Source organism: Exiguobacterium sp. UBA6282 (genome assembly GCF_002440475.1).
Classification (GTDB): Bacteria; Bacillota; Bacilli; order Exiguobacteriales; family Exiguobacteriaceae; genus Exiguobacterium_A.
In genome coordinates this window covers 8360-13896 of the sequence record NZ_DJUM01000019.1, presented here as the reverse complement: position 1 = coordinate 13896, position 5537 = coordinate 8360, and the positions used below count along the sequence as shown (strand labels likewise).

General features: G+C 45.3%; 7 protein-coding genes and 1 other RNA gene. 2 read left to right on the top strand and 6 right to left on the bottom strand.

Annotated features, from left to right (window positions below; all coding sequences use genetic code 11):
* Nucleotides 1–170 precede the first annotated feature (170 nt).
* The 6 genes from B2751_RS04970 to tadA form a co-directional block, all read right to left on the bottom strand.
* The gene (locus B2751_RS04970; protein ID WP_050679042.1) at nucleotides 171–389 is read right to left on the bottom strand and encodes a YaaL family protein; all 219 of its coding nucleotides are present in this window, start codon (nucleotides 387–389) and stop codon (nucleotides 171–173) included.
* Nucleotides 386–985, bottom strand: coding sequence for a recombination mediator RecR (recR, locus tag B2751_RS04965; RefSeq protein ID WP_023469882.1), 600 nt, complete (start codon nucleotides 983–985; stop codon nucleotides 386–388). The genes B2751_RS04970 and recR overlap by 4 nt, the downstream gene beginning before the upstream one ends.
* An 18-nt stretch (nucleotides 986–1003) precedes the next feature.
* On the bottom strand, nucleotides 1004–1324 hold the full coding sequence (locus B2751_RS04960; RefSeq protein WP_029343040.1) for a YbaB/EbfC family nucleoid-associated protein: 321 nt from the start codon (nucleotides 1322–1324) through the stop codon (nucleotides 1004–1006).
* A gap of 18 nt (nucleotides 1325–1342) precedes the next feature.
* Complete coding sequence (gene dnaX, locus B2751_RS04955) at nucleotides 1343–3028, bottom strand: DNA polymerase III subunit gamma/tau (RefSeq protein ID WP_290773302.1); 1686 nt, start codon at nucleotides 3026–3028, stop codon at nucleotides 1343–1345.
* Nucleotides 3029–3123: 95 nt separating this feature from the next.
* Nucleotides 3124–3390, bottom strand: an RNA gene (ffs, locus tag B2751_RS04950) — signal recognition particle sRNA large type.
* A 48-nt stretch (nucleotides 3391–3438) separates the two neighbouring features.
* Nucleotides 3439–3945: a tRNA adenosine(34) deaminase TadA gene (tadA, locus tag B2751_RS04945; RefSeq protein WP_035409909.1), complete on the bottom strand. Its 507-nt coding sequence runs from the start codon at nucleotides 3943–3945 to the stop codon at nucleotides 3439–3441.
* A 108-nt stretch (nucleotides 3946–4053) separates the two neighbouring features.
* Between tadA and B2751_RS04940 the strand changes: the two genes are divergently transcribed.
* Together B2751_RS04940 and B2751_RS04935 are read left to right on the top strand one after the other, a co-directional pair.
* Nucleotides 4054–4683, top strand: coding sequence for a deoxynucleoside kinase (locus B2751_RS04940; RefSeq protein ID WP_035409906.1), 630 nt, complete (start codon nucleotides 4054–4056; stop codon nucleotides 4681–4683).
* Entirely contained in the window at nucleotides 4680–5357 is a 678-nt protein-coding gene (locus tag B2751_RS04935; protein ID WP_023469877.1) for a deoxynucleoside kinase, read from the top strand. The genes B2751_RS04940 and B2751_RS04935 overlap by 4 nt, the downstream gene beginning before the upstream one ends.
* Nucleotides 5358–5537: the final 180 nt, after the last annotated feature.

The following is a 5537-nucleotide window of genomic DNA, read 5'->3' as shown; positions in this document are numbered from 1 at the left end:
AGAAGTCAACAACTTTTTTGAAATTGTTTTTTACTTGTTTGCCGTAAGCGCTCGTCCTCTTAAGGACATGAATTAATATATCACGATAATTAGATAGGCGCAACTATTTTATCAAAATAATTTATAGTTTTTTTGAAAATATAAAAACCGCAGACAAGAATGGCTGCGGTTTACTTCATCATCAATGAGACGCGTCTTCTTTTTGCTTCGCTTATATAGAAGAAATACAGTGATTCCGCTAACTTCATTTGTGCTTCTAAATCACCATAGTCATCATAGCTGATCTCTAAGAGATGACGCTTCATCAAATAATCTTCTTTTGCTTTTGCTAATTCTTCTAACAAACGCTCGTCGTACTCACTGCGAATCTTCTTTCGAAACCAACTCATAGTTCGCGACGTCCCTCCATTGCACGAGATAACGTCACTTCATCTGCGTATTCTAGATCTCCACCGACCGGAAGACCATGGGCAATCCGAGTGATCCGAATACCCGTCGGTTTTAAGAGACGCGATAGATACATCGCTGTCGCTTCTCCTTCGATGTTCGGATTGGTTGCTAAGATGACTTCCGTAATCGCTTCGTCCGCTTGAAGACGTGTCAGTAGACTAGATACATTGATATCCTCTGGACCGATCCCTTCCATTGGACTGATCGCTCCATGTAAGACATGGTACAACCCTTGGTAATCTCGCATCTTTTCCATTGCAATGACATCCCTTGAATCTTGGACGACACAGACGATCGTACGGTTTCGGTGTTTATCTGTACATACATAACAAGGATCTTGATCCGTGATATTCCCGCAGACGCTACAGTAGGCAATATCGCGCTTCGCACTGACCAATGCCTTTCCGAACATCAAGACATCGTCTTCTTCCATATCAAGGACATGAAACGCTAGACGAACTGCTGTCTTCGGACCAATCCCCGGTAGTTTTGTAAAACTTTCGATCAAACGACTAATCGCTTCAGGATATTGCAAGTGGTTTCCTCCTACGAATTAAAACATTCCCGGCAGATTCATACCTTGTGTGAATTTCCCCATTTTACTTGAGACGAGTTCATCGACTTTCTTCAAAGCATCGTTCGTTGCAGCTAAGACGAGATCTTGAATCATTTCAACGTCATCTGGATCAACGACTTCTTCTTTAATGATGACATCTACGATATTTTTATGACCATCGGCGACGACTGAGACCATTTCTCCTCCTGCTGTACCTGTCACTGTCAAATCTTTTAATTCTTCTTGTGCTTTCGCCATATCCTTTTGCATCTTCTGCATCTGTTTCATCATATTATTCATGTTTCCCATTCCGCGCATCTGTATTCCTCCTCGAATTTAATCTTCGAACTCTACGATATCACCAAAACGACCAAGCGTCTCGGACAATAACTGATCGCTCTCCGATTCTTGTTTTGTTTCCTTCTCTTCTATACTACTACTATTTCGCTTAGCAACAAACTCTGCCTTCAGTTCATGCCAATCGTTTGAGAGAATCGCTAAAATTTCGCGTTTGACGCCGCATATTTCATATAATGCTTCTTCAATCACGAAACGTGTTCGTTCATTGGTCATGACTTGCTCGAAATGCCATCCCTTACCGTCATCGAATTCGATCAATAGCGTATCCGCAGAGCAGAGAACCGGTTTACTTTCATGAAGCAACGAGTAGATTGGTCCATCTTCTTTTAGAATCCACTTTAGGATATGATCCCAGCGTTCCTGAATCTCACGCAACTGGGCTTTTTCTGCTCGTTCTAGCATTTGGCGAATCCGCTCTTTGGCGATTCGAACGGTTGGGCGTCCTTGTTTGCGCTTCGGCTGCGCTTGTGGTGCAGCCGCTTCTTGAGCTGGAACACCATTCGACTTCCACTGATGCATCTGTTCCTTCATTTCGCGGACTTCCTGCTGCAACGCTTGGACGATCTGCCCCGTCGTTCTTCCTTGTTCCGCGATTTGAATGAAGGCAATCTCAACGAGGACCCGCGGATGATTCGTTAATCGCATTTGTTGTTGGCAGTCATGTAACTGATCAATGATCGTAAAGCATGTCTCTGCTTCAATCGATTCAACGAATTGTTTGAAGTCATCCGTCGGGCGAGCACGCTCTAGCAAGTCGACAGCTGTAGGAGAGGCTTTCAATAATAAGGTGTCTCGGTAAAAGAAGACAAGATCCTCAACGAAACGTTTTAAATCTTTTCCCGCTCGTTGCATCGTCTCAAGCGTCTGTAACAACTGGTCGACTTGATGTTCATGCAAGGCACGGGCAATGTTTAGTAATGCTTCATCTTCTACTGCCCCTGTTACTTCAAGAACAGCAGCATCGTTCAAATCACCGTTTGAAAAAGCAACCGCTTGGTCGAGTAGACTCAGTGCATCACGCATGCCACCATCCGCTGCACGGGCAATCAATCGTAAGGCCGTATCCGAATACTCGATCGATTGATCTTTTAAGATATATTGCATCCGTTCTACAAGTTGATCGACTTCATGCCGCTTTACATCGAAACGTTGGCAGCGGGAGATGATCGTCGCTGGGATTTTATGTGGTTCGGTCGTTGCTAAGATGAAGATGGCGTGTGCCGGCGGTTCTTCTAGTGTTTTAAGCAGTGCATTAAAGGCGCCTGTCGACAACATGTGTACTTCATCAATGATATAGACTTTATAGGCTGCTTCTGAAGGGGGATATTTGACTTTATCCCGGATTTCCCGAATTTCATCTACGCCGTTATTGGAAGCGGCATCGATTTCGAAGACGTCCGGACTTGATCCTTCCGTGATCGCAAGACACGTGGGGCACGTATTACACGGTTCTTTGACCGGAGCATGCTCACAGTTGATCGCTTTAGCGATGATTTTGGCAAGACTCGTTTTTCCCGTTCCACGAGGGCCCGAAAATAGATAGGCGTGGGACATGCGTCCCTCCATCAATGCATTTTGGATCGTACGGGTGATATGCGCTTGTCCAACGACTTCGTCGAAACGTTGCGGACGGTATACGCGGTATAGTGCTTGATAGGCCAAGTTTGCGCCTCCTCTTTTTAAGTTCCTCATTCTATTTTACCTAAAAAAGTCTACAACCGAAACCGGCTGTAGACTTGTCTTTAAAAATTAAACTGCCGCGCACCATATTCTGAAATATGTTCAACATGCGTTACTCACGCAGCCTGCTCAGTCCAAGCACCCCTGCAACACACAGAGAGCACCACTTAAGGCTGCTTCCTTCCGGACCTGACCTGGTTCATGGGTATCTGTTGCGCAGGACTCAAACGTCAACGCTACTTACGTGAGGCAGACCACACCAATCATATCCCTCGACATGGAATTCAGTCTCGCTATAGCGGATTGCGAGTGACAGGGAACCGCTACATCCCCACCTAGCACGGCAAATGGTTTATCGATTTTTAGTGGCACCTTGTTTCAGTGCTTTTTCATTATACTGTTTCATCTGGTGTGATGCAACCCATTGCCCGCTTTCGTGCTTTCTTTTTCGCACGTAGTTCCCGAAAGAACGTCGTTAGCATCTCCCCACACTCTTTTTCTAATATACCGCTCGTCAACTGTGAGACATGATTGAACCGATCGTCTTGCACCAAGTTCATCAGTGTTCCACAACATCCACCCTTCGGATCGACGGCACCAAAGATGACATGTTCGATCCGTGACAGCATGATGGCACCCGCACACATCGGACACGGTTCGAGTGTCACATAGAGCTCACACCCTTCAAGTCGCCAGTTCCCGAGCTTTCGGCAAGCTTCCTCAATCGCGATCAACTCGGCATGTGCCGTCGCCTGTTGATCCGTTTCCCGGTGATTGTAACCCGTCGCGATGACTTCATCGTCTTTGACAATGACACATCCAATCGGAACTTCTCCAATCTGTTCTGCCTTTTTTGCTTCTTCGATCGCAAGTCGCATATAGTGTTCCTGTCGTTCCATCGATGATACTCCTCACTCTAAAAAAATTCTCCTTTTGAAACTTCAGCAAGTCGTACTTCTTTGTGCTAAAATATAAATTGCACTTTGCTGAACGGAGGGTCATTGTATATGTTCATAACGGTTGAAGGACCGATTGGTGTAGGCAAAACATCACTTGCGAACGCCATCAGTCACCATTTCTCTTTTTCTATGTTACGCGAAATCGTCGAAGAAAATCCCTTTCTTGGAAAGTTCTATGAAGATATCGAAGAATGGAGCTTCCAGACGGAAATGTTCTTCTTGTGCAATCGCTTCAAACAACTCGATGATATCGAACGTCATTACCTCAGTAAACAACGCTCTGTCGTTGCTGATTACCATATCTTTAAAAACTTAATCTTTGCACACCGCTCTCTCAAGGTAGAGCACCTCGAGAAGTACCAACAAATCTATTCGATCCTGACGACGGACATGCCGAAACCGGATGCTGTCATCTACTTGAACGCAAGCATCGACACCTTGATGAAACGTGTTGCGCTACGCGGACGAGAAATCGAAGAAAATATGTCACGTGCTTATCTCGAACAATTGGCAGAGGATTATGAGACATTCGTCACGGAATATCAAGCCAAACATCCGGAAGTCAAAATCATCCGTTTCGACGGGGATGCACTCGACTTCGTCAAGCGACCGGAAGATCTCGAGTACGTCTTGACGACGATCCGGAACGAATTATATGAAGGAGCGAACCACGTATGAACTTGAAGCTACGCGAAAAATACAATATCCCGGCAGATGCCGTCATTACGATCGGCGGTATGGTTGGGATCGGTAAATCAACGATCACAAACGGATTGGCAGATGCCCTTGGTTTCCGGACGTCACTCGAAAAAGTCGATACGAATCCTTACTTGGATAAATTTTATCATGATTTCGAGCGCTGGAGCTTCCATCTCCAAATCTATTTCCTGGCTGAACGCTTCAAGGAGCAAAAACGGATTTTCCAATACGGTGGTGGTTTCATCCAAGACCGTTCGATCTATGAAGATACAGGAATCTTCGCTAAGATGCATTTCGAAAAAGGAACGATGTCTCCAACGGACTATGAAACGTATTCAAGTTTATTTGACGCGATGGTCATGACACCATTCTTCCCACATCCAGATCTTTTGATCTATCTCGAAGGTTCGTTCGAGCAAGTCCTTGAACGGATTCGTCTTCGCGGACGTGAGATGGAGCAACAGACACCAATCGAATATTGGGAAGAGATGTACGAACGCTATACGAACTGGATCAATAACTTCACAATCTGCCCGGTACTCCGCTTGTCGATCGACGAATACGATTTACTGAACGAGCCAGAATCGATCGACCGGATTCTCGCGAAGATTGAAAAGCAGCTTGAAGTTGCTCGTATTGCCAATACACGCTAACTGATCAGATCTGCCTCTTAGGCGGATCTTTTTTTGCGCAAAAAAAGGAGACGCGTTTCGCATCTCCTTCGCATTAACCAATCACTTGATTGATTTGTTCCATATGGTGTAGATCATGTTGAGCCATTGCTCCGAGGAACTGACCGATCGTTAATTCCTTGTCTTTAATGACGACCTTGT

Bases quoted from the DNA above. Each gene is read 5' to 3' on its own strand.
- B2751_RS04970 (WP_050679042.1), bottom strand. From the start codon at position 389: ATGAGTTGGTTTCGAAAGAAGATTCGCAGTGAGTACGACGAGCGTTTG.
- B2751_RS04935 (WP_023469877.1), top strand. From the start codon at position 4,680: ATGAACTTGAAGCTACGCGAAAAATACAATATCCCGGCAGATGCCGTC.
- B2751_RS04940 (WP_035409906.1), top strand. From the start codon at position 4,054: ATGTTCATAACGGTTGAAGGACCGATTGGTGTAGGCAAAACATCACTT.
- tadA (WP_035409909.1), bottom strand. From the start codon at position 3,945: ATGGAACGACAGGAACACTATATGCGACTTGCGATCGAAGAAGCAAAA.
- B2751_RS04960 (WP_029343040.1), bottom strand. From the start codon at position 1,324: ATGCGCGGAATGGGAAACATGAATAATATGATGAAACAGATGCAGAAG.